Origin of the sequence: Kitasatospora sp. NPDC098652 (assembly GCF_044760155.1) — a bacterium.
Taxonomy (GTDB): domain Bacteria; phylum Actinomycetota; class Actinomycetes; order Streptomycetales; family Streptomycetaceae; genus Kitasatospora.
In genome coordinates this window covers 1-21,770 of record NZ_JBIWAQ010000017.1, presented here as the reverse complement: position 1 = coordinate 21,770, position 21,770 = coordinate 1, and the positions used below count along the sequence as shown (strand labels likewise).

General features: G+C 74.3%; 17 protein-coding genes and 1 pseudogene. 10 read left to right on the top strand and 8 right to left on the bottom strand.

What is annotated here, in order from left to right; all coding sequences use genetic code 11:
* The first annotated feature begins 333 nt into the window (after window positions 1-333).
* Window positions 334-810: a MarR family winged helix-turn-helix transcriptional regulator gene (locus ACIQWA_RS29475; protein ID WP_360245354.1), complete on the top strand. Its 477-nt coding sequence runs from the start codon at window positions 334-336 to the stop codon at window positions 808-810.
* Window positions 811-879: 69 nt separating this feature from the next.
* Here the strand turns inward: ACIQWA_RS29475 and ACIQWA_RS29470 are convergent, their stop codons facing one another.
* Complete coding sequence (locus ACIQWA_RS29470) at window positions 880-1,638, bottom strand: polysaccharide deacetylase family protein (RefSeq protein WP_402487627.1); 759 nt, start codon at window positions 1,636-1,638, stop codon at window positions 880-882.
* A 7-nt stretch (window positions 1,639-1,645) separates the two neighbouring features.
* Complete coding sequence (locus ACIQWA_RS29465) at window positions 1,646-3,655, bottom strand: glycosyltransferase (RefSeq protein ID WP_402487625.1); 2,010 nt, start codon at window positions 3,653-3,655, stop codon at window positions 1,646-1,648.
* Between the two features lie 363 nt (window positions 3,656-4,018).
* On the opposite strand from ACIQWA_RS29465, the gene ACIQWA_RS29460 reads away from it, so the two are divergent.
* Window positions 4,019-4,882 carry a hypothetical protein gene (locus ACIQWA_RS29460; protein WP_402487623.1) on the top strand — a complete coding sequence of 288 codons (864 nt, stop codon included), beginning with the start codon at window positions 4,019-4,021 and terminating at the stop codon, window positions 4,880-4,882.
* Between the two features lie 162 nt (window positions 4,883-5,044).
* Window positions 5,045-5,836, top strand: a complete 792-nt coding sequence (locus ACIQWA_RS29455) for a YcnI family protein (protein ID WP_402487621.1) — start codon at window positions 5,045-5,047, stop codon at window positions 5,834-5,836.
* 189 nt (window positions 5,837-6,025) lie between these two features.
* Here the strand turns inward: ACIQWA_RS29455 and ACIQWA_RS29450 are convergent, their stop codons facing one another.
* A complete protein-coding gene (locus ACIQWA_RS29450; RefSeq protein ID WP_402487619.1) occupies window positions 6,026-8,371 on the bottom strand; it encodes an ATP-binding protein in 2,346 nt (781 codons plus the stop codon).
* Window positions 8,372-8,800: 429 nt separating this feature from the next.
* Here ACIQWA_RS29450 and ACIQWA_RS29445 point away from each other — a divergent pair, with 429 nt between their 5' ends.
* On the top strand, window positions 8,801-10,153 hold the full coding sequence (locus ACIQWA_RS29445) for an MFS transporter (protein ID WP_402487618.1): 1,353 nt from the start codon (window positions 8,801-8,803) through the stop codon (window positions 10,151-10,153).
* A gap of 60 nt (window positions 10,154-10,213) precedes the next feature.
* A complete protein-coding gene (locus ACIQWA_RS29440) occupies window positions 10,214-11,062 on the top strand; it encodes an SAM-dependent methyltransferase (RefSeq protein ID WP_402487616.1) in 849 nt (282 codons plus the stop codon).
* A 135-nt stretch (window positions 11,063-11,197) separates the two neighbouring features.
* Here the strand turns inward: ACIQWA_RS29440 and ACIQWA_RS29435 are convergent, their stop codons facing one another.
* Window positions 11,198-12,403, bottom strand: a complete 1,206-nt coding sequence (locus ACIQWA_RS29435) for a CapA family protein (protein ID WP_402487614.1) — start codon at window positions 12,401-12,403, stop codon at window positions 11,198-11,200.
* Between the two features lie 285 nt (window positions 12,404-12,688).
* On the opposite strand from ACIQWA_RS29435, the gene ACIQWA_RS29430 reads away from it, so the two are divergent.
* From ACIQWA_RS29430 to ACIQWA_RS29420, 3 genes are all read left to right on the top strand, one after another.
* Window positions 12,689-13,330 carry a DUF4360 domain-containing protein gene (locus tag ACIQWA_RS29430; RefSeq protein ID WP_360245324.1) on the top strand — a complete coding sequence of 214 codons (642 nt, stop codon included), beginning with the start codon at window positions 12,689-12,691 and terminating at the stop codon, window positions 13,328-13,330.
* Between the two features lie 350 nt (window positions 13,331-13,680).
* Window positions 13,681-14,466 (top strand): DUF4328 domain-containing protein, encoded by a 786-nt coding sequence (locus ACIQWA_RS29425; protein ID WP_402487612.1) that lies wholly within the window; start codon window positions 13,681-13,683, stop codon window positions 14,464-14,466.
* Between the two features lie 531 nt (window positions 14,467-14,997).
* Window positions 14,998-15,678 (top strand): HAD family hydrolase, encoded by a 681-nt coding sequence (locus ACIQWA_RS29420; protein WP_360246069.1) that lies wholly within the window; start codon window positions 14,998-15,000, stop codon window positions 15,676-15,678.
* 96 nt (window positions 15,679-15,774) lie between these two features.
* Here ACIQWA_RS29420 and ACIQWA_RS29415 read toward each other — a convergent pair whose 3' ends face one another.
* The gene (locus tag ACIQWA_RS29415) at window positions 15,775-16,728 is read right to left on the bottom strand and encodes a TIGR03557 family F420-dependent LLM class oxidoreductase (RefSeq protein ID WP_360246072.1); all 954 of its coding nucleotides are present in this window, start codon (window positions 16,726-16,728) and stop codon (window positions 15,775-15,777) included.
* Between the two features lie 380 nt (window positions 16,729-17,108).
* Here ACIQWA_RS29415 and ACIQWA_RS29410 point away from each other — a divergent pair, with 380 nt between their 5' ends.
* Entirely contained in the window at window positions 17,109-17,612 is a 504-nt protein-coding gene (locus tag ACIQWA_RS29410) for a hemerythrin domain-containing protein (protein WP_402487609.1), read from the top strand.
* A 166-nt stretch (window positions 17,613-17,778) separates the two neighbouring features.
* A complete protein-coding gene (locus ACIQWA_RS29405; RefSeq protein WP_402487607.1) occupies window positions 17,779-19,404 on the top strand; it encodes a cytochrome bc complex cytochrome b subunit in 1,626 nt (541 codons plus the stop codon).
* Between the two features lie 6 nt (window positions 19,405-19,410).
* Here the strand turns inward: ACIQWA_RS29405 and ACIQWA_RS29400 are convergent, their stop codons facing one another.
* The 3 genes and pseudogenes from ACIQWA_RS29400 to ACIQWA_RS29390 all read right to left on the bottom strand — a co-directional run.
* Entirely contained in the window at window positions 19,411-19,800 is a 390-nt protein-coding gene (locus ACIQWA_RS29400) for a cytochrome c oxidase subunit 4 (protein WP_360246081.1), read from the bottom strand.
* On the bottom strand, window positions 19,797-21,470 hold the full coding sequence (gene ctaD / locus ACIQWA_RS29395; RefSeq protein ID WP_402487605.1) for a cytochrome c oxidase subunit I: 1,674 nt from the start codon (window positions 21,468-21,470) through the stop codon (window positions 19,797-19,799). The genes ACIQWA_RS29400 and ctaD overlap by 4 nt, the downstream gene beginning before the upstream one ends.
* Window positions 21,471-21,638: 168 nt before the next feature.
* Window positions 21,639-21,770, bottom strand: a pseudogene (locus ACIQWA_RS29390) (NADH dehydrogenase subunit D); the annotation flags it as partial.

The window sequence follows — 21,770 nt, the reverse complement described above, 5'->3', positions numbered from 1 at the left end:
ATGTGGTAGCCCGGAAGGTCTCTATACGAGCGACACGGTCCGACGCCCGGACGTACGTCGACCGGCGGTCAGGCCGCGACCCGGCCCGGGTGCGCGGTCCAGGGCCGGTGACCTCACGGTTCGACGACAACGATGTAGACCGAAGCCGTCGACCCTGGGTAGGGTGTGGCTGCTCCCGCCTGTCCGCAGCGCCGCGTGCCCGTGGTCCTCGCGCCCGCCGCGCGTTCCGTACTGCTCACCGCCGGTACGACTCGGCCCGGCGCGGGCGTGGGCGTCGGCACTCCGGGGCCCGGACCGGAGGTGGTGCAACCCTCCCCAGCGATTGGACGGCACGTGTACGACGGGCGGAAGGGATCGTCGAGCCCCTTCGAGCAGACGGTTTACCTGCTGTCCGCGGCCGGCCGGGCGGCGGACGGCCTGCTGGCGGACCGGTGGCGGGCCCGGGGGATGGGCCAGACCCATCTGGCGGTGCTCTCGGCGCTGTCCCGGCAGGGCGCGCACGCCCGGCCCGACCTCGCCGCCCGGCTGCGCCTGCCGGAGCCGGAGGTGTCCCGGGCGCTCGACGAACTGCTGTCGGCCGCGCTGGTGCAGTCGATGGTCGTCCAGGTCAACGGCCGCCACGAGGTGGTGACCCTCACCGCTGCGGGCGAGGCCGCCCTCGAAGGGCTGCACGGCGACGCCGCCACCGTCCAGGAGGACCTGCTGGCCCCGCTGACGAAGGGCCAGCGCACCGAGCTGAACGCGCTGCTGCGGCGGGTGTGTGCCAGGGCGGCCCGCATCGCGGCCGGGCCGCAGTCCGTCTCGGGCTGACTGGCTGTTCTGGGCTGACGGGCCGGTCGGGCTGGACGCGTCGGGTCGGGTTCCGTCGGCGGGTTCGGTTCAGGTCGCGCTGCCTCGGGGCCCCGCCCCGACCCCGTGCTCGCGGAGCGGGCCGACCTGCCAGCCCTGGGCGGCGCAGTGGTCGAGCAGCCGGGGGAGGGCGCCGAGGGCGGAGTGCCAGGCCCCGGGGGCGGAGGTGCAGTCCGAGTCGTGCAGCAGGACGGTGCCGCCGCCGTACAGGTCCGTGGTGACGGTGCGGTGGACGGTGTCCGGGGTGGCGCGGCCGGTCCAGTCCTCGCCCCAGCTCGTCCACAGCACCGGGGTCAGGCCGAGCCGGCGTGCCGCGAGGTGGGCGCCCGCGCTCATGACGCCGTACGGGGGCCGGAACCAGTGCGGTGCGGTGCCGGTGAGGTCGGCGACGGTGTCGCGGGCCCGGCGCAGGTCCTCGAAGGCGGCGCGCGGGCCGCGCAGCAGGAGCGGGCGGTGCGCCCAGCCGTGCACGGCGAGCTCGTGCCCGGCGTCCGCAATCTCCCGCACCAGTGCGGGCGCCCGGACGGCCATCGAGCCGAGCAGGAAGAAGGTGGCGTGCACCCGGCGCTCCTGGAGCACGGCCAGGAAGGCGGGCGTGGAGGACGGGTCCGGGCCGTCGTCGAAGGTGAGGGCAACGTGGTCGGGGCGCCCGGTCCCGGCGAGCCGGGGCAGCAGGCGGTTGCGCAGCGGCCCGTAGGTGGAGAGCACGGGAGCCGCGTGGAGCGCGGTGGCGGCGACGGTGGCGGTGGCAGCGGCGGCGCCGAGGAGCGGGAGCACGCGGGGCTTCATGGGGGCCTCAGGAAAGGGTGGTCAGCGCGCCGAGGTGCGGCGGGCGGTGGGAGGTGAGCAGGCGGTTCATGGTCGTGGTGAGCCCGGCCGGATCGGCGCTGCCGCACTCGACCAGGACGATCTGGCCGGGTCTCAGCTGCGGAGTGACGGCGCTGCCGCAGGCGATCCGGAGGTCGGGCACGACCAGGTGCTCGCGGTGGTAGGCGGCCAGGCCGAGGTCGAGGGCGTCCACGTCCCGGCTGGAGAGGAAGAAGGAGCTGCCCGCGCCGGTGGCGGAGCGCAGGGCGTCGGCCCCGGCGTCGACGGAGTTGCGGCGGGTGACGATCCCGCTCCGGTAGGGCGGGCCGTAGCCGGCGTTGACCAGGGTGAGCCCGGCGGCCGCGAAGCGGCGGACCTCGGCCGGGTCGGCGGCGGCCTCGTCGGTGTCGACCGAGACGGCGGCCTGCACGGCCGACAGGGCGCTCAGGGTGGCGTCGTCGAGGTGCCCGCCGTGCGGCGGGTGCACCACGAGGAAGGCCCGGCCGGTGCGGCTGGCGTCGACGGCGTCGAACCCGCCGTAGGCGACGGCGAGTTGGGCGCCGGCCGTGGACAGCCAGGCGGTCGCGCTGAGGGCGGCGAGCACGAGGCCGACGCGTCGGCCGGGACGGAGGTCGGGGCGGCGGCCGACGCGGCGCGGGGTGGGGGTGGAGGCGGGGGTGGAGGCGAGGGCGGACTCGCGGCCGGGGGCGGGCGTGGCTGCCCGGTCGGGGCGGCGGCGTTGCGCGGGGATCAGCGGCGGCGGTGCGGCGTGCGCCGGGGGCGCGGCGTCGGCCGGTACGGCGGGGGATGCGCCGCCGGCCCGTACGGCCGGGGAGCCACCGGCCGGGATGGCCGCGATGGCCGCGATCGCCTCCGCCGGCCCGGACGCGTCGCGGTGCAGTGCCAGTCCGGCCTCCCGGTACCGGCGCCCGGTGGGCCCGTCGGCCATGGCGGCGAGGACGGCCGCGAGCTGCGCCGGGTCGCGGACCCACGGGGCGAGGCCCGCCCGGTCGAGGGCGGCCGCGTTGGTCAGGCCGTGCCCGGGTATGCAGCGGTAGCTGACCACCGGCAGGCCGCAGGCGAACGCCTCCAGCGAGGTCAGGCCCCCGGCGTTCTGCACCAGCACGTCGCAGGCGTGCATCAGGCCGGGCATGTCCCGGACCCAGCCGAAGGCGTGCTCGACGCCGTCCGCCCGTAGCCGCTCCGCCAGGGCCCGGTTCTTCCCGCACACCACGACCGGCACCGCCGCCCCGGTGGCGCGCACCTCGGCGGCCACCCTCGCCACCTCGCCCACCCCCCAGGAGCCGGCCACCAGCAGGGCCAGCGGCGCGCCCGGCGGCAGTCCGAACCGCGCCCGGGCAGCCGTGCGCAGGGCCTCCGTGGTCGGGGTGAACCGGGGGTCGACCACCGGGCCCGCGACCGTGACCCGCTCGGCCCCGTGCGCGCGGGCCTGCTCGGCGGGGACGGGATGGGCCGCCAGGTGCAGGTCGACGCCGGGCGCCACCCAGAGCGGGTGCACGGAGAAGTCCGTCAGGTAGACCGCGGCGGGCACCGCCAGCCGACCCCGGCCGCGCAGGGTGCCGAGCACCTGCCCGGCGATCGGGTAGGTGGCCACCACGGCGCGGGTGTCCGGCGGGAGCGATCGCAGCAGCTTGCGGTGGGTGCTGCGCTGGATCAGCCGGATCAGCGCGCCCGGGCGCCCGGTGGACTCGGTGCTGGAGTAGATCCGCTGGTAGGCGGAGGGGGCGACGGTCAGCAGCCGCCGGTAGCACTCCGAGACCAGTGGCCCGAGCCCGGCGGGGACCAGGTCCAGGAAGTCCCAGCGGTCGACGGCGTGGCCCGACCCGGCCAGGCGCAGGGCGAGCTGGGCGGCGGCGCCGTCGTGCCCGGCGCCCACGCTCGCGGAGACGATGACGACGCGCCCGGCGGCGGGCACGGACGGGCGGGACGCTTCGGCGTGGTGCGCCGATGCCTCGTGGAGGTGCGGGAGTTGCGACACGGTCGGCCGATCCTCTGGCGGTGACGGGGCAGGGGCGGGTGGCTTCCGGTGCCCGTCCGGGCACGATCCGGTGCCCGGGCGCGGCCGGGGCGCGGGGGATGCCGCCTGGTGCGACGAGCAGCGGCTGGGGCCGCGGCGAACCGCGGCTCGGTCAGGATGGCAGGGCCTTGCTGAAGATCCGCTTAAGCTCAACTACCCTTCCGGCGTGCCGCGATGAAGGCCTGCGGCCCGGTCTCCCGGACGGGTCGTACCGCTGTGGTAGCCCGGGCCGGGCGGGCCGAAACGCCGCCGGGCGCCGGATCGGGGACGAATCAGGGGAGTCCCCGACAGGGCACCGGGATCCCGTGCCATGATGGCGCCGCCATGACCGACCTCGACGCCGGGCCCGCACCACTGCCGGTGCGCGCCGCCGCCCTCGACCTTCGCGTGCTGCGGGCCCTGCCCTTCGCGACGGTCTGCCTCGTGCTGTCCGCCGCCGGGCACGTGCTGGCCTCGGGGGACCGGCTGCCGCCCGGCGTGCTGCTGCTCGGGTGGGTGCTGGTCGCGGCGGTCGCCGTGCTCGGTGCGCGGCAGGAGCGTTCGGCCCGGGCGATCGTCGGCGGTCTGCTGGGCGGCCAGCTGGGCCTGCACCTGCTGTTCCACGCGGCCGGGGCTGCGGCCGGTGCCGGGGTCGGCGCCGGGCAGCCGGGGGCGGCGCGGGGAGGCACCGGCGGGGTTGCCGGGGCGGCCGGGATGCCGGACATGCCCGGCATGGCAGGTATGACTGGTATCTCCTCTATGCCCGGCATGCAGGGGATGGCCGATCGCCGTGGCGCCGCGATGACGCACGTCACGGCGAGCGCGGGCGCGGGCACCACCCACCACACCGCCGTCGCGGCGACCCACCTCGGCTTCTGGTGCCATGCGACGCTCGCCGGGCTGAGCCCCGCGATGGTCCTGGCGCACCTGGCCGCGACCCTCGCCGCCGGCTGGTGGCTGCGCCGGGGCGAGGCGGCGGTGTGGGCCCTGGTCCGGATCGCGGCCCGCGTCGCCGAGGCCGCCGGGCGGGCCTGCGCGGCGCAACTCCGAGGTGCGCTGGCCCTGTTCACGGCCCTGCGGGACGGGCTCGACGTCCTCGGGGACGCGGTGCGCCGGGCGTCGGGCGCCGACCGCTCGGGCCGGGCGTGCTCGGCCTTCCTGCGGCACACGGTGATCAGGCGCGGTCCGCCGGGGTGCGCGACGGCGTGACCGGAGCGGGGACGCTCCCGGGCACGGCCGTCCTCCCGACCCCCTGGATCACCCACCGCACGCGAGCTTTCGTACGGCGGCGACGACGGCCCGGTTCGGACACCGGCCCGCCGGGCGCCCGTGCGCGATCACGCGTGCCCTCCTCTGGAGAACAACCGCATCATGCGAACTTCCCCCATGACCCGCCCGACCCGCCTGCCCCGCCTGCCCCGCCTGACCCCCATGACCCGCCTGACCGCCGCCGCTGCCCTGGCGGCCGCGACCGTACTGGCCGCCGCCACGACGGCCTCCGCGCACGTCATCGTGGACCCGTCCAGCGTCCCGAAGAACGCCACCGACCGGACCTTCGCCTTCCGGGTGCCGAACGAGGACGACACCAAGAGCACCGTCCAGGTGGAGATCGACTTCCCGACCGACCACCCCATCCCGTCCGCCCTGGTCACGACGGTGCCCGGCTGGACCGACAAGATCACCACGACCAAGCTCGCCACCCCGATCCACACCGACGACGGGGACGTCACCGACGTGGTCTCCCAGGTGATCTGGACCGGCGGCCAGATCACCCCCGGTCACTACCAGGACTTCACCGTCGAGCTCGGCGCGCTGCCCGAGGGCACCGACAAGGTCGTCTTCAAGGCCCTCCAGACGTACAGCGACGGCAACGTGGTGCGCTGGATCGAGGAACCCCAGGCCGGCCGGCCGGAGCCGAAGAACCCGGCCCCGGTGCTGCACCTGACGACCGCGGCCGCCGACGGGGACAGCGCCGTCGCCGCGACCCCGGCGCCGACGGGCAGTGCGACGGCGAAGGCCAGTGCGGAGACGGCGGCGGCGAAGGCCGACAGCAGCGACTCCACCGCCCGCGGCCTCGGCATCGCCGGCATCGTGGTCGGCGTCCTCGGCACGGCGGCCGGCGTGCTGCTCGCCCGCCGCGGCCGCACGGGCACCTCGGCGTGAGCCCCCGGGGCCGGTGCGGCGGCCTGCCCGCCGCACCGGCCCCACCCCGGCGTCGCGCGCCCGGCGGGAACAGTCAGACACGCCCCAGAGCGTTTCGAGTGCCGGCCCGGCCGCTCGGCTCGGCTCGGGATCCGGCTCTCGCTCACTCGGCAGGTGATGGTGTCACACGTCCCCGCGTGATGCCGCCCGTTATCGGGTTGCTCCCGGAGTGGCGTCGAGGCGGTGGAGGCGGGCCCGGACGGCTTCGGCGTCGCGGTGCTGGAGGTCGTCGAGGATGGCCAGGCCGAGGATCCAGTCGGCTCGGGCGGATTCCGGGTCGCCGAGGGCGAGGTGGGTGTCGCCGAGGTGGGTGTGGATGTCGGCCTGGAGGAAGTAGTCGCCGACCGCCCGCCGCAGGCTCAGGGACTCGTGGTAGGCGGGCAGCGCCTCGTGGTACTCGCCGAGTTGGTGGTGGATGTAGCCGATGCTGTCCCAGATGGAGGCCTGGCTGGGCAGGTTGCCGACCTCGCGGGCGAGGTCCAGGGCGCGCCGGCAGTGGGTGAGCGCGGCGCGCAGTTCGCCCTGCTGGGCCAGGTACCAGCCGATGCTGTTGAGGGCGAGGGCCTGCCCGGACGGGTCGCCGAGCTCCTCGAACAGTGCCAGGGCCCGGCGGGACTCGGCCACCGCCTCGGCGTCGGCCCGTACCTCGCCGTGGGCGATGGCGAGGTCGAGCCTGGTCCGGCCCTCGCGCGGCCGGTCGCCGGTCTCCTCGAACAGGGCGAGGGCCAGCCGCAGTTCGCGCTGGGCCTCGGGCTGGCGGTCCTGGGAGCGGTGCACCTGGCCGAGCCAGCGGTGGGCGTGGGCCCGGCGGCCGGGGTCGCCGGCCCGTTCGGCGGCGGCCAGCGCGGTCTCGCCGGCGCGCTGCCACTGCTGCCACAGGCCCGACTTGAGCAGGTAAGGCACCTGGGCGCCGACCAGCTGCCAGGTGTGCAGGTCGGCCCCGGCCGCGTGCGAGGCGTCGACGACCCGCTCCAGTACCGGCTGTTCCTCCCGGTACCAGACGAGCGCCTGCCGGCGGTCGGCGAGCTGCTCGGGTGTCACCCCGGCGGCGGGGCGGGCGAGGTCGAACGGATGCCAGGCCGCGTCGTCGGCGTAGGCGAGGCAGGCCGCGCGGTGGGCGGTGTGGAGGTAGTGGTCGAGCATCCGCCGCGTCGCCCCCGCCCGTCCCTGCGGCGGTTCGAGGGCGGCCGCCTGTTCGGCGGCGTACGCGCGCAGCAGGTCGTGGAAGGTGTACCGGCCGGGCTCGGGCGCGGTGATCAGGTGGGCCCGGTGGAGGTCCTCCAGCAGGGCGCGGGTCTCGGTCAGCGGGCGGCCCGCGAGGCTCGCGGCCGCCGGCACGCTGATGGTGGGGCCAGGGTGCAGACCGAGCAGCCGGAACAGCCGGGCGGCCTGCGGGGCCAGCGCGCGGTAGGACCAGGAGAGCACCAGCCGGACGTCGGCGTGGCTGTCGCCCGCCGACAGCAGGTCCAGGCGGGCCCGGGAGTCGCGCAGTTCGCGCGCCCACACCCCGAGCGGGATGCCGGGGTGGTCGGCGGCCCGGGCGGCGGCGATGTTCAGGGCGAGCGGCAGCCGGGCGCACAGCTCGATCAACTCGTCGGCCGCGTCGGGCTGCTCGGCGACGGCGGTCGCACCGAGGCGGCGGGCGAACAGTTCGCGGGCCTCCTCGCGGGAGAGCACGTCCAGGGCGAGTGGCACCGCGCCGTCCAGGGCGACCAGTCCGGGCAGCCGGTTGCGGCTGGTGACCACGACCAGGCAGGTGGTGGAGCCCGGCAGCAGCGGGCGGACCTGCTCGGCCTCCCGGACGTTGTCCAGGACGATCAGCGTCCGGGTGCCCGCCAGCCGGCTGCGCAGGAGCGCGAGCTGTCCGTCCGGATCGGCGGGGATGCGCAGGGCCGGCACGCCCAGGGCCTCCAGGAAGCCGCGGGCCACGTCGGCGGCGTCGACCGGGGCCCGGGCCGGGTCGAACCCGCGCAGGTTGGCGAAGAGTTGGCCGTCGGGGAAGCGGTCGGCCACCCGGTGGGCGAAGTGCACGGCGAGGGTGGTCTTGCCCACTCCGGCGGTGCCGGCGATCGCCGAGATCACCACCGCGCCGCAGCCGGGGGTCACGTCGGCGAGCAGGGCGTCGAGGGCGCGGAGCTCGCGGGCCCGGCCGGTGAAGTGCCGGATCGCCATGGGGAGTTGCTGTGGCCCCGAGCTGCCCGGCGAGGGCAGCGGTGGTGGCGGGGCGGGGAGTGGCGGAGTGCTCGCAGGGGCCGGCCCGGCCGCCGGTGCGTCGGTCTCCCGGGCGGCGGCCAGCCAGCGGGCCCGGGTGTCCGGGTCGACCCCGAGGGCCTCGGCGAGCCGGACCACCGAGGACATCCGGGGTCGGCGGCCACCGGCCTCCAGTGCGCTGATCGACCGGGTCGACACCCCCGAGCGGTCCGCCAGTTCGTCCTGGCTCCACCCCGCCGACAGACGTCGCTCGCGCAGCAGCGCGGCGAAAGCAGCAGCCCCCATCCGTTCCCTCCGGATCCCCTGCGAACCGTGTCGCCGCCCCGCCCGGCCGACCCGGATCGCGCATGAGCGTAGTCCTCCCGGGGCCAAGTGTCAGGTCAACGTCAGGTCAACGTCGTGGTCGTCGTGCGCGACCCGGGACGAGGATGAAGGCTTGGCCCGACGGTGTCGGGCCCGTCCGGCGGCCCGACCACGGCTGCCGACCGGCCGGTCCGGCGGCGAGGCGCGGTTACGGGGGTACCGCGGCTCGCGGCCGCACCGGCCGCGGTTCGTCGCCGCACCGCCCGGGCGCCGGCTACGGATCGCCCGCGCGCCGCCCGCGCACCAGCTGCGCACCGCCCGCGAACCACCCGCGGACCGGCCGCCGGGCTCCCGCCGGAGCCGGGCCCGAACCCGATTCCGCCGCAGGTCGAACGGTGCCATGCTGACGCCATGACAGATCGCATCGATACCGCCCCCGCCCACGACGGGGTGCACGACGGGGGCCGGCGACGGGAGTTGGCGGCGGCGACGGTGGGGTCGGTGGTCGAGTCCTTCGACTGGAACGTGTACGCCGTGCTCGCGCCCTACTTCGCCGCCGACCTCTTCGGCCACGGCAAGGGCGGGGTCAGCGGCACGCTCGCCGCGTACGCCACCTTCGCGGTCGGCTTCGGCGCCCGCCCGGTCGGCTCGTACCTGATCGGCCGGCTCAGCGACACCCGGGGGCGGCGCTTCGCCCTCAGTCTCGGCATGGCCGTGATCGCCGTCGCCAGCCTGGGCCTCGCCGTCCTGCCGGGGCAGCGGACGATCGGCGTCTGGGCGGCGGTGCTGGCCGTGGTGGTACGGGTGGTGCAGGGGCTCGCCTTCGGCGGGGAGGCGCCGAGCGTGGCCGCGTACGTGACCGAGACGGCGCCGCCCCGGCACCGCTTCGCGTTCAGCTCGGTCTCCTACGGCGGGATCATCCTGGGCTCGCTGCTCTCCTTCGGGGTGCTCACCCTGCTGATCCACACCATCGGCAAGTCCGGTCTGGAGAACGGCGGTTGGCGCTTGGGCTTCGTGGCTGCCGCGCTGCTGGGGCTGGCCGCGGTGTGGGTGCGGCGGGCCGCGCCGGAGAGTGCCGAGTTCCAGCGGGCCCGGGCCGCCGCCGGGCCGGGCGGGCGCCCGCCGTTCCTGCGCACGCTCCGGGACCACCGCTGGGCGGTGCTCACCGTTTTCCTCAACACCCTGGGCGGCACGGTCGGTTACTACTTCGCGCTGACCTACCTGCCGCAGTACGCCGCCGCCTACCACGTGATCGACAAGGAGCGGGCGGCCTCCTTCATGACGGTCGTGCTGGCGGTGGTGCTGGTCACCATGCTGCTCACCGGCGCGGCCGCCGACCGCTTCGGCCTGCTGCCGGTCGCCCGGATCGGGTTCGCACTGCCCGTCCCGCTGGTCGGGTTCCTGCTGGCCGGGCTGCGCGGGGGCTGGCTGCCCTTCCAACTCGTGGCCGTGCTGCTAGGGATGATGGTGGCGATGGTGCTGGGCACGCTCAACGTGTTCACCGGGCTGCTGTTCCCGACCGAGGTGCGCGCGGTGGGCCTCGGCGTGGTCAACGCGGCCACCATCGCGGCCTTCGGCGGCACCTTCCCGCTGCTCGCCGCGTGGTTGGACTCCCACGGCAACCTCGGGCTGATCCCGTTCTACGTCACGGTCTGCACGGCGGGGCCGGCGCTGGGCCTGCTGACGGCGATGCGGGTGCCCTCGTTCACCGCCGCGCTCCGGGAGACGGAACCCGGGGTTCAGCGGACACCGGGAACCGCCTGACGGACGTTCACGTCCTGTGGTTGAGTGGTCCGGACCAGACGCCGGACGGGGAGGGCGACGATGGACGGGAACGGGCCGGAGAGCTGGCTGACCGAAGTGGACTTCGAGCAGCCGCCGCAGGTGGACCTGCGGACGGACCGGGCGCACTCCGCGCGGGTCTACGACTACCTGCTCGGCGGGAAGACCAACTTCCCGGCGGACCGCGAGGTCGGCGACCGGGTGCTCGCCGACCTCCCGGAGGCCCGGACCGCCGCGGCCGCCGCGCGCGCCGTGATGCACCGGATGGTGCGCCGACTGGCCGAGGAACACGGCGTCCGCCAGTTCCTGGACGTCGGCACCGGCATTCCGACCGCGCCGAACCTGCACGAGATCGTCCAGGCGGTCGACCCGTCCTGCCGGGTGGTGTACGTCGACAACGACCCGATCGTGCTGGCCCATTCGCGCGCGCTGCTCAGCAGCACCCCGGAGGGGCGCACCGCCTACGTCGAGGGCGACCTGCGCGAGCCGGAGAAGTTCCTGGCCGACCCTGCGGTGGCCGCCACCCTGGACCTGACCCAGCCGGTCGCGCTGACGCTGATCAACATCGTGCACTTCCTCTCCGACGAGGCCGCGCACCCGCCCGTCCGAAAGCTCGTGGACGCCCTGCCCGCCGGCAGCTTCCTCGCGCTGAGCGCGGGCACGGCCGACAACGCGCCGGAGGCGGCCAAGGCGGGGGCCCGGCGCTACGCGGAGGCCGGGATAGAGGTCCACACGCGGTCGCACGCCGAGGTGGAACGTTTCTTCACCGGCCTGGAGCTGGACGAACCCGGCGTGGTCCTGATCAACCAGTGGCACCCCGAACTGAGCGACTCCGCGCAGCGGCTCGACGGCCAGGTCTCGGTGTACGGGGGCGTGGGGCGCAAGCCGTAGCCGGTCCGCCGTCCTGCCCCCGGGTCGGGTTCCCGGAGGGCGGGCCTGCCGTCAGGGCGCCCGGAGGTCGGGCTGCCCGGACGTCGGGCTGCCCGGGGCCGGCCGCCCGGCGGTCGTCACGGTGCCCGGCGGTCGTCACGGTGCCATGGTGAGGCCCGCCGCGCCGGCGCCACGGCTGAGCACCACCGTGCGGATGTGGTCCAGGGCGCGGGCCCAGTCGGCGCGGCCCGGGTCACTGCGGACGGCCTCGCGCAGGTCGAGTACCCGGTAGGGCGGGCCGAGGTCGGTGATCTGCGGGACGAACTCGGCCCGGCTCACCGTCCAGCGCTGCCCCGGCCCAGCGGGCGGGCTGACGGTGAATCGGGCGAGCGAGCTCCAGTTGCCGCGCGGGTCCTCGGCGCCGTCGTAGGTGAACATGTGCCCGGCGAGCTGGTCGCCGAGGCCGTAGACCGTCCAGGTGTCGCCGATCTTCTCGTAGGCCTGTGGGATGTGGGCGTGGGTGCCCAGGATCAGGTCCACGTCGGGGCGGCCCGGTCCCTGTCCGGCTGCGGCCAACTCGCGCGCCAGGGTGAGCTGTTGCTCGTTCGGGGCGTCCTGCCACTCGGTGCCCCAGTGGATGCTGACCACCACCAGGTCGGCGCCCTCGGCCCGGGCGGCGCGGGCGTCGGCGAGGATCCGGTCCCGGTCGATCAGGTTGACGGCCCAGGGCTCGCCCTTCGGCAGCGGGATGCCGTTGGTGCCGTAGGTGTAGGCGAGTTGGGCCACCGTCGCGCCGCCCGCCCGCAGCAGCGCGGGCCTCCCGGCCTCCTCGGCGGTGCGGGCGGAGCCGGTGTGGGCGAGGCCGACGGCGTCCATCGCGTCGAGCGTGCGGCGGATGCCGGCCGGGCCGTCGTCCAGGGTGTGGTTGGACGCGGTGTCGCAGGAGGCGTAGCCCGCGTCCCGGAGCGCCTTGGCGACCTGGGGCGGGGACTTGAAGGCCGGGTAGCCGGTGTACGGTCCGCCGTCGGCGCCGTAGACGGTCTCCATGTGGCAGATGGCCAGGTCGGCGCCGCTGATCAGCGGTCTGACGCCGGCCAGCATGGCGGTGAAGTCGTAGCCGGTCCCGCCGGCGTCCTCCTTCGCCTGCTGGATGATCTCGGTGTGCGGCAGGACGTCGCCGGTGGCGACCAGGGTGAACGGCCTCGGGCCGGTGGGGGTCTGGCTCGGAGCCTCGGGCGTGGCTGTCGGGTTCGCGGCGGGCGTCGCGGCGGGGTTCGGCGTCGGTGCCGGGGCGCCGCAGCCGGGGAGGGCGAGCAGCAGGGCGAGGGCCGTGACGGCGGTCCGGCGGCGGGGGAGGGGCACGGTCGTCTCGTCTCGCGATCGGAAGGTGTGATCAGTCCTCCGACTATGCGGGCGCCCGATCCGTCCGAGCCGCGCCCCACGCCCGCAGGTCACCCGGGGGGCCGCCGGGCCCGCCGACAGTGACCATGCGTCACCCCTTGTGCACCGTCCGCGCGATGTGTTGACATAGCCACGTCAAGTCAGAGGGGGCCGCGTTCGGCCTCGCCCGCAGCGCCGTCGCGCCGCCCTGCGCCGCCGCGCGCCGCTCCGCCCCCGTACCTCCGTGGACGATCGAAGGGGAAGCCCATGCTGCTCCGTACCCTGGCCGTCGCCGCCACCGCGACCGCCGCACTGGTCGGCACCTCGACCTTCGGCGGCGACTCGCTGCCGACCCCGCCGGACCGGATCGTCATCGACGTCGCGACCGTCAACGGCTCCGGCTGTCCGGCCGGAACCGCCGCCGTCGCCGTCTCGCCGGACAACACCGCCTTCACCGTGACGTACAGCAGCTACCTCGCCCAGGTGGGCGTCGGCTCCAAGCCGACCGACTTCCGGAAGAACTGCCAACTCGACCTGCAGGTCCACGTCCCCCAGGGCTTCACCTACGCCATCGCCTCCGCCGACTACCGCGGCTTCGCCCACCTGGAACAGGGCGCGTACGGCACCGAGCGGGCCAACTACTACTTCCAGGGCGACCCCCGGACCAGCTACCAGAGCCACCGCTTCGACGGCCCGAGGGACGACAACTGGCAGGCCACCGACACCGTCGACGTCGCCGCCCTGGTCTTCGCCCCCTGCGGCGAGGAGCGCAACTTCAACATCAACACCGAACTGCGCGTCTCCGGCGGCAGTTCCGACCAGGCCCACACCACCAGCTTCATGGCGATGGACTCCACCGACGGCAGCATCAACACCACCTACCACCTCGCCTGGAAGCAGTGCCCCTGACCTCCCCGCGACCCGCCCGGCCCCGACGGAGCCCCGGCCGTCGGGGCCGCGGCGCGCGCGGAACCGGGGCGTGCCGCGAGCGCCGTCCGCCGCTCGCTCCCCGTCCGGGCGCCGGGCACCGGATCATCGGCACCGAGCCGGCTCCACCCGCAGCGGTGCGATCTGTCGGGGTATCTGGCGATACCGCCCCTGAGCTGGGAAAACCCACTGGCAGCCGGTGTCGCGGATCCCCTAGAGTCGGCGCGCCCGTCCCGGTCGGGGCGGTGGCGAACCGGCGCGCTCGGTCGAGCCGCCCGGCGATTCCAGGAGTTGACGATCCGATGGTGTGTGTGGCGTGCGGGGCGCGTCCGGTGGGGACCGACAGCGGACGCTGTTTCGGCTGCGCGGAGGCGGCCCCCGGATGGGCGGCCGCGCTGAGGCCGGCGAACGGCCTCGCCTCGGCGCTCTCCGTCCTGCTGGGCCTGGGCGCCGTGGCGGCGGCAGCGGTGGTCGTCCTGGACGTCTGGCTGGACGTGCTCGCGGGACGGCTGCTGGACGGGACGGACGGCCCCGACCCCGATGACCTGGCGGCCCTGGAATCCGCGGCGCACACCCTGAGCACGGTGTCCCGCCCCCTGGGCCTGGCCACCGTGGTGCTGTTCATCGTCTGGTTCCACCGCACCCGCGGGAACGCCGACCTGCTGCTGCCGAACGGGCACCGCCTCGGGCGCGGCTGGACCATCGGCGGCTGGTTCACCCCGGTCGTCTTTCTCTGGTTCCCCTGGCAGCTGATGGTGGACTGCTGGCGGGCCAGCGCGCCGCTGGACGCCGAGGGGAGGCGCAGCACGCCGTCGGAGGGCATCGTCGCGGTGTGGTGGCTGACCTGGATGGGCTCCTTGATCCTCGGTTGGGTCGCCGCCGTCAAGAGCACCCGCTTCGACGTGACGGACTCCATCGACCTCGAGGCCCTGCGCACGGGCCTCCGGCTGGAGGCCGGCGGCTCGGCGCTGCGGCTCGTCGCCGCGATCGCCGCGATCCTGGTGGTGACCCGGCTGACCGCCATGCAGCGGGAGCGCCGGGCCGACATCAACCCGCTCGCGGCCAGGGCTGCCCTGGAGGCCCGCGTCCAGGCCGTGACGGCACCGCCCTCGGCCTGACGGACCGCGGCGCCGCGCGCCGTCCCGTGTGGCTGCCCCCGGTGCTCGAGTGCGCCGGACATCGGGGCTGTGCAGGAAGCGGACGATCCGCAGCCTGATGAGGAAGCCGCCCACCTCCCTGACTCTGGCGTTCCGTCAGTACTGCGGCCTCCAGGTCGTGTTGGGGTTGACGCCGAGGAAGGTGGACGTGCGGCCGAGCGGCGTCGCCGCGCCGCTCTGCTTCCTGGCTGCGGCCAGGTAGACGAAGCAGGGCCACTGGAGCGCCTCCCCGGCGAGGGCGGCCGGGCCGGTCGCGCGGGGGCGGTAGGAGCGCAGTTCTCGGCAATGGTGATGCCGTCCCCGTCGCCCGGGCGCAGGTCGAGAACGGCGACGGAACACGCGGACCGGGCGGGGGTGGCCGCATCCGACAGGGCCGAACGGACTGCTCCGGCCCCCACCGGCCCGCTCCGGCGTTTCCGGGCCCCCGCAGCGGATAGCCGCCCTGGGGGAGCGGAGCCCCGTCCGGGGCTCCCCCGACCTGGAGGAGATGCCATGACGAGGACCGCGGCAGCGCTCTTCGACGTCGACGGGACCCTGCTCGACACCACGTACTTCCACACGCTCGCCTGGTGGGAGGCGCTGCGGCAGTACGGACGGACCGTGCCGTCCGCCCGGGTCCACCGGGCCGTCGGCATGGGCGCCGACCAGCTGCTCGACCACGTGCTCGGTGAGGACCGCGACCACGGCGACGACGACGCGATCACGGCGGCCCACGACGCCCTCTACGCCCGCCACTGGCCGGCGATCACGCCGCTGCCCGGAGCAGCACGCCTCCTGCGCGCCTGCGCCGGGCGGGGCTGGAAGGTGGTGCTCGCCAGCTCCGCCTCCGAACGGGAGATCACGGTGCTGCGCCGTGCGCTCGACGCCGACGACGTCATCGCGGCCGCCACGGTCAGTGACGACGTCGACGCGACCAAGCCTGCGCCGGACCTGGTCGAGGCCGCTCTGCACCGCGCGGAGACGGAGCCCGAGCACGCCGTGTTCGTCGGTGACACCGTCTGGGACGTCACCGCCGCCGCCCGGGCCGGGGTTCCGTGCATCGCGGTCGAGAGCGGGGGCTTCTCCGCCCTGGAACTCCTCGGCGCCGGCGCGGCAGAGGTCCACCGCGACACCGCCGAACTGCTGGCCGGCCTCGACGAGAGCCTGCTTGCGCAACCCCCGGTCGACCGGTAGGCGTCCGGTGCTTCGCGATCCACCGCCCGCTCCCGGAGCCGTCTCCGGGAGCGGGCGGTGGCTCAGCCCAGCCGGTCGCTCAGCCCAGCTGCTCGCTCAGTTCAGCCGGGGCAGTACCTGCTCGCGGTAGAAGTCGAAGAATCCTTCCTGTTCCTGGCCGATCTGGCCGACGTACACCTCATCGCAGCCGGCGTCGCGGTAGCCGAGCAGCCGGTCGGCGTGCTCCTGCGGGTCGTCGCCACAGGTCACGGCAGAGGCGACCATCTGCTCGGTGACCAGTTCGGTGGCCTGCTCGAAGTGGCGTGGGGTGGGCAGGACCTGGGCCAGTTCGCCGGGCAGCAGTTCGCTGGGCCAGAGCCGGTGGACGGTCTTCACCGCCTGCTCGCGCTCCCTCGACCAGCACACCTTGACGCCGCCGAGAACGGGACCGCCGCCGCCTGCGGCCCGGTAGCGGCCGATCAGTTCCTCGTCCGGGGTCATGGTGACGAGTCCGTCGGCGAACCCGGCGGCCCGCTCGGCGGCCTTGGGGCCGAACGCCGAGGCGTACACGGGCAGCCGGCCGTCCTTGGGTGGGGTGTAGAGCTGGGCGTTCTCGACGGTGTAGTGGGTGCCCTGGTGGCTGACGACCCCTCCGGCGAACAGTTCTCGCATCACCGTGACGGCCTCCTCCAGCATCTGGGCCCGCACGTCGAACGGCGGCCACCGGTCGCCCAGTACGTGCTCGTTGAGCGCCTCGCCGGTGCCGACGCCGAGCCGTAGGCCGCCCTCCAGTTGCACGTCCGCGGTAGCGGCCGCCTGGGCGACGATCGCGGGGTGGATCCGGACGGTCGGGCAGGTCACCAGCGTCGTCACGGGGAGCCGGGTGACCTGCGAGAGCGCGCCGATCACGCCCCAGACGAAGGGGCTGCTGCCCTGGGCGTCGTTCCAGGGGTGGTAGTGGTCGGAGATGGCGAGGCGGGTGAATCCGGCCTCTTCGGCCAGTCTGGCCTGGTCGACCAGTTGGGCGGGGGTGAACTCCTCGCAGGACAGGAAGTATCCGAACGCGGTCATAACAGCCTCGGCTCCTCAGTGGGTTCCTCGGGTCGTCCTCAGCGGAGCGGCTATCCGGGCGTGGCGCCGGGAAACCTCCGCAGGCGACCACCCTGGCCGCAGCCGCAGCCGCAGCCGCAGCCGCAAACGCAGCCACCCACCCACCGCGGCGCCCGGCCGGGGAACCGGTCGCCGCGGTGGGTGGCGCTGGCCGTCCCGGTGGTCGTTCCGGAGCCGGGACGTACGGTGCGGCTGCCCCGGATCGAGGGCGGTAATCCTCCCGGCGGCGGATCCGGGTGGAATCCACCGTCGGCCCGGATCCGCCGACGGCCCGCGTTTGGCTCCGTCCTGCCGGGGGACACGCCGGACTCCCGGGGGAGCCGATGACGAGGAGCCCTGTGATGTCGAACGACGCGATCGTCCTCCTGCGGGAGGACCACAAGGAGGTCCGCGGTCTGTTCCGCGAGTACCGGGGGCTGGCCCAGGACGGCGACGGCCCGGCGCGGGCCAGAACGGTCCACCAGATCATCGAGGCGCTGACCGTCCACACCTACCTGGAGGACGAACTGGTCTACCCCAGGATCCGCCAGGAGGTGGCCGGCCTCGCCGAGGAGATGGACCGGGCCAAGGAGGAGCACCACGTGGCCGACCTGCTCTGCGAGGAGCTGAGCCGGATGTCGCCCGACGACGAGGGCTACGACGCCAAGACCGCCGTCCTGATCGACGCCGTCGAACGCCACATCGCGCAGGAGGAGGCCGACTGGTTCCCGAAGGTGCGGGCCACCCTGGGCCGCAAGGAACTGAGCGAGCTGGGGGAGCGGATGCAGGCCGTACGCGAGACCGCGCCGCGCCACCCGACCGGCGGTGGTGTGCTGCACCGCATCGCGGACGCCCTGGAGGGCTGAACCGCGCACCCCGACGAACACCTGCTGGACCACCTCGGCCCCGGCGTCCGGGTGACAGCCGCCGCCCAGGGGCGCGCCGTACGGCCGCCGGTACCCGCCCGGGCTATGTCTGTCGGACGAGCGGGACGGACGCGGACGAGCGGGACGGTCGGAGGGCGGCGGGCACATGGCGCGGTCGAGGAGCAGGGCCCGGACGCGGCGGCGGGCGGGGCGGGTCGCGGAGTCGGCCGCGGTGGCACTCGACCGGCGCCTGCCGCTGTTCGACGGGGCCAAGGGGCTGGTCCGCAAGATCTTCCCCGACCACTGGTCCTTCCTGCTGGGCGAACTGGCGCTCTACAGCTTTGTCGTGCTGCTGCTCACCGGGGTGTACCTCACGCTGTTCTTCAAGCCCTCGATGGCGGAGGAGGTCTACCACGGGACCTACGCCCCCTTGAACGGCGTGCGGGTGAGCGCGGCCTACTCCTCCACCCTGGCGATCAGCTTCGACGTCCGCGGCGGACTGCTGATCCGGCAGATCCACCACTGGGGCGCGCTGCTGTTCACCTCCGCCATCGGTGCCCACCTGCTGCGGGTGTTCTTCACCGGGGCGTTCCGCCGCCCCCGGGAGCTGAACTGGATGGTGGGCCTGACGCTGTTCCAGGTGGGACTGATCGAGGGGTTCGCCGGCTACTCGCTGCCCGACGACCTGCTCTCCGGTACCGGGCTGCGCACCGCGCAGGGCTTCATCCTCTCGGTGCCGCTGGTCGGCAGCTACCTGAGCTACTTCCTGTGGGGCGGCGACCTCCCCGGGCAGGACATCGTGCCGCGGCTCTACAGCGCGCACATCCTGCTGCTGCCCGGTCTGCTGGTCGCCCTGGTCACAGCCCACCTGATCCTGGTCTTCCACCTGACCCACACCCAGTGGGCGGGGCCGGGGCGCACCAACCGGAACGTCGTCGGCAAGCCGCTGTTCCCCGGGTTCACCGTCCAGACGGTCGGGCTGCTGGCGATGGTCTTCGGCGTGCTGGCGCTCTCCGCCGCCCTCGCGCAGATCAACCCGATCTGGCTGTACGGGCCGTACCGTCCGGACCAGGCGTCCACGGACGCCCAGCCGGACTGGTACATGGGTTTCATCGAGGGGGCACTGCGGCTGATGCCGGGTGCGGAGACCGGCCTGTGGGGCCACACGGTGTCCTGGAACCCGCTGGTGCCCGCCGTGCTGTTCCCCTTGCTGTTCTTCTCGTGCCTCTACGCGTACCCCTTCCTGGAGCGGTGGCTGACCGGCGAGCGGGGTGAGCAGCACCTGTGCGACCGGCCCCGTAACCGCCCCACCCGCACCGGGCTCGGGGTCGCGGGCTTCGTGTTCTACGTGGTGCTGCTGGTGGCGGGCGGTCAGGACGTCGTGGCGCGCGCGCTCGACGTGCCGGTGGAGGGCCTGAACTGGGTGCTGAGGGTGGCGCTGTTCGCGGGCCCGGTCGCCGCCTTCTGGCTCGCCAAGCGCCTGGCGCTCGCACTGCAGGCCCGCGACCGGGACCAACTGACCCGGGGCCGGGAGACGGGGTACGTGCGCGAGGCGATCGAGGGCGCGTTCCACGCCGGACGCGAACCCCTGCCCAGCGGGCGCCGCTACACCTTGACCGTGCGCAACATGCCGCGTCCGCTGCCCCCGCCCGGGCGCGGGGCGTCCAGGCGGGAGCGGCTGCGCCGTCGGTTGAGCGCCTGGTTCTACCGCGACCGGGTCGAGCTGCCGCCCGAGGAGGGGACGGCGGAAGGGGCTCCGGCGCCCGACCGGGCCGGCGTTCCCGGCGGGTGACCCCGCTCAGTCGTCCCGGCCGGCGTACTGGAACATCGCGCCCACCACCCCGGCGGCCGTCACCCCGGCGCCCACCAGCACGAGCCACAGCGCGTACACCACCCCGGTCCCGAACAGGGCGAGACCGGCGGCGGTGAGCGCGGGGTAGTAGCTGCGCGGGGCGAAGAACTCCAGCGGTCCCGCACCGGAGACGATCTCCGCGTCCGTACGGTCCTGCGGGCGCCGACCCCGGCGGACGTGCTGGGTCCAGAAGAAGAACGCGACCAGGGCCGACATCAGGCAGGCGACGACGAGCGCGGCCTTCCCGGCGGGCTCGTGCGCGAACCAGCCGTACACCCCGGCGGCCGCGGCGAAGAACGCGGCGACCCCGGCGAACAGGTAGGACTCGGCCTTCACCGGGCGCCCTCCCCGGCCTCGACGGCCTGCCGGGAGTGTTCCGGATGGTGGAGGTCGAAGGCCGGCCCCTCGGACCGGATCCTCGGCAGGGTGTGGAAGTTGTGGCGCGGCGGCGGGCAGGACGTCGCCCACTCCAGGGAGCGGCCGTACCCCCACGGGTCGTCCTCGGTGACCTTCGGCGCGTGCCGGGCGGTGTACCAGACGTTGTAGAGGAACGGCAGGGTGGAGGCGCCGAGCAGGAAGGCGCCGATCGAGGAGACGGTGTTGAGGGTGGTGAAGCCGTCCGACGCGAGGTAGTCGGCGTACCGGCGGGGCATGCCCTGGGCGCCGAGCCAGTGCTGGACCAGGAAGGTGGCCTGGAAGGCGGGCAGGAGCAGCCAGAAGTGGATCCGCCCCAGGCGTTCGTCGAGCATCCTGCCGGTGATCTTGGGCCACCAGAAGTAGAAGCCGGCGAAGGTCGCGAACACCACCGTCCCGAACAGCACGTAGTGCAGGTGGGCGACGACGAAGTAGCTGTCGGTCACGTGGAAGTCGATGGGCGGCGCGGCCAGCAGCACTCCGGTCAGACCGCCGAGCAGGAAGGTCACCAGGAAGCCCAGGGAGAACAGCATCGGCGCCTCGAAGGACAGCGAGCCGTTCCACAGGGTGCCGACCCAGTTGAAGAACTTCACCCCGGTCGGCACGGCGATCAGCAGCGAGGCGAGCGAGAAGAACGGCAGCAGCACCTGGCCGGTGGCGAACATGTGGTGCGCCCACACCACCGCGGACAGCGCGGTGATCGCGATGGTGGCCCCGATCAGGCCGTAGTAGCCGAAGACCGGTTTGCGGCTGAACACGGGCAGGATCTCCGAGACGATGCCGAAGAACGGCAGCGCCACGATGTAGACCTCGGGGTGGCCGAAGAACCAGAACAGGTGCTGCCACAGCAGCGCGCCGCCGTTGGCCGGGTCGAAGACGTGGGCGCCGAACTTGCGGTCCGCCTCCAGGCAGAGCAACGCGGCGGTCAGGACCGGGAAGGCGAACAGGGCCAGGATCGAGGTGAACAGCACGTTCCAGGTGAAGACGGGCATCCGGAACAGCGTCATCCCCGGCGCCCGCAGGCAGGTGATGGTGGTGATGAAGTTGACCGCGCCCAGGATCGTGCTCAGACCGGCCACCGCCAGGCCCATCGTCCACAGGTCGGCGCCGGTGCCCGGGCTGTGGACGGGGCCGTTCAGCGGCGCGTAGGCGAACCAGCCGAACGAGGCGGCGCCGCTGCTGGTCAGGAAGCCGCTGACGACCATCAGTCCGCCCAGCAGGAACACCCAGTAGGTGAAGGCGTTCAGCCGGGGGAAGGCGACGTCCGGTGAGCCGATCTGCAGGGGCATCACGGCGTTGGCGAAACCGGCGAAGGTCGGCGTCGCGAAGAGCAGCATCATGATCGTGCCGTGGATGGTGAACAGCTCGTTGTACTGCTGGTTGCTCATCAACTGCAGCCCCGGCCGCGCCAGTTCCGCGCGCATCAGCAGCGCGAGCAGTCCGGCGAACAGGAAGAACGCGAACGACGTGACCAGGTACATGTTCCCGATCACCTTGTGATCGGTGGTGCTCAACCACCCCAGCACCGCCTGTCCGCGCCGCACCCGCCGCTCGGTGGCGGTTCCTTCCGATGATCTGATGGTGTCCGTCATTCCCTGTCTCCTCGGGCGGGAGCCTGTCGCACCGACCTGGTCATGCAAGCACCCGTCGCCCGCCCCGCCCGGCTGACCCGCCCGAAACGGCCGGCGCCCGCCCTGGTCGGTGCACGAGCTCCGCCTCCCCGGGCTCCCCAGCCGTGCGGCGCGCCCGTCGTCAGAGCCTCACCGGTCCACGCCGCCCATCACCGGGTCGATGCTCGCCACCGCGACGATCACGTCGGCGACCTGGCCGCCCTCGCACATCGCCGCCATCGTCTGCAGATTGGTGAACGACGGGTCCCGGAAGTGCACCCG